Annotated in this window: 1 protein-coding gene; it reads left to right on the forward strand. The window is 37.5% G+C overall.

Annotated features, from left to right (window positions below):
• Nucleotides 1-88: 88 nt before the first annotated feature.
• Complete coding sequence (locus Q0852_RS23560) at nt 89-709, forward strand: hypothetical protein (protein ID WP_299022868.1); 621 nt, start codon at nt 89-91, stop codon at nt 707-709.
• Nucleotides 710-1,565 lie beyond the last annotated feature (856 nt).

The raw sequence follows: 1,565 nt of genomic DNA on the forward strand, positions 1-1,565 counted from the left end.
CGTTACACTCGGCGGTTTTGGTATGGAGTTCAGTGTGCTTTGTTAGTTCTGTGGGGCGCACCTTATGTTCGGCGTTAGGCGATGACTTATGGCAATCGATAAAGAACAAAAGTGTATGCAGTTATGCGTACAAGCAAAAATTGAGTCAGCTAAATCTCTGTTAGATGAATTACATGCTGATGGTGTGCCATTTGACTATCCCTCATTGGGTGATTTGTTTAGGAAGGATAGTGTTGAATGGAATGATAAATTAGGCGAAAGAACTGTTCAAATTTTTATTTTTTGCTTGATATTTACAGTGTTGGTTTTTTGCTCTCCCTTTGCATTACTTCTATATACTTATAAATGGATTAACACCTATTGTAGATTGAAATTAGAAATTCTTTCTTTAAGAAAAGAAGACCATATCATTTACTCGCCAGAAGTTAAAACAATAGAAAATTTATGGCGCTGTAATGGTTTGTTGGAAAGCAAATATTCTAACGATGAAAAGCTATCACTTTTAAATGAATGGATTAAGGTTCTTTATGGGTATGAGGTTGCTAACCAAATTGATATCGAGGGTAGATATAATAAAATCATATCATCTCATGTAAAGTTAAATACGCCATACTACCAAGGAGTAAAGGGTGCACCTCATTTTTATTTTGGTTCCCCCTTTGACTCTTTAATTTCTTCTCTTTCAAAAGAACTGTCATCATATGAGTAAAAACAGGCACGTGCTCATGGATGTATTAATTTCGTTCGCCTAACAAGGCAATCAAGGTGATGCGTTACACTCGGCGTTTTTGGTATGGAGTCCGATGCGCTTTGTTGGTTTAACGGGGCACACCTTATTGCAGGCGTTATGTTGTTCTGAAGTATAATTACAAAATATGAAAATTTTAAAAACTATACCAGCCAGTTTTGGCTGTATCGCAATTATCAACCCAGATAAGTATGAAGCTTATGACAATGGCATGATGTTTTCCCTGCAAAAGGTCTTAGACCAAGCGTCTAAAGGTAGAATAATGCTGTGGGGTTGTGATCATGGAAATTGGAATATTGAAATAAGTGATAAGGGGGAGATGGTGAGTTTCAATCTGTGGAGGGGAGCTTTATATCTGATGGGAAAGCTGCATTTGTCACGTATGATGAACTTGTCAGTGCGAGCATGTTCGAAGAGGAAATTCTCCCTCCTTCACAGTGTACAGATTGGGTTTTTGATCTTCCGAAAGGGGAGTACTCTTGCAAAGTTAGCATGATGTTTGACCCAAATGAAATGTCAGAAGACGAGATGATAGAAAGCAAAAGTATTCACTTCCATATTCAGTTTAAATTGCTTTCTAGCGAGGCAACTAAATTAAAATCTATACCTTGGTATAATTTTGAATCAAACATTTAGATCGCCACAACATAACAAAGGCATCAAGGTGACTTGTTACACTCGGCAGTTTTGGTTTGGAGTGCAGTGGGTTTGGTAAGTTCGTTGCGGCGCACCTTATGCCCGGCGTTATGCATTATTGTGGAAATAATTAAATATGTTTGGAAGAAGAAAAAAGTCGGATCCTGAATTGGAATTAATG

Origin of the sequence: uncultured Photobacterium sp. (assembly GCF_947502415.1) — a bacterium.
Lineage (GTDB): Bacteria > Pseudomonadota > Gammaproteobacteria > Enterobacterales > Vibrionaceae > Photobacterium.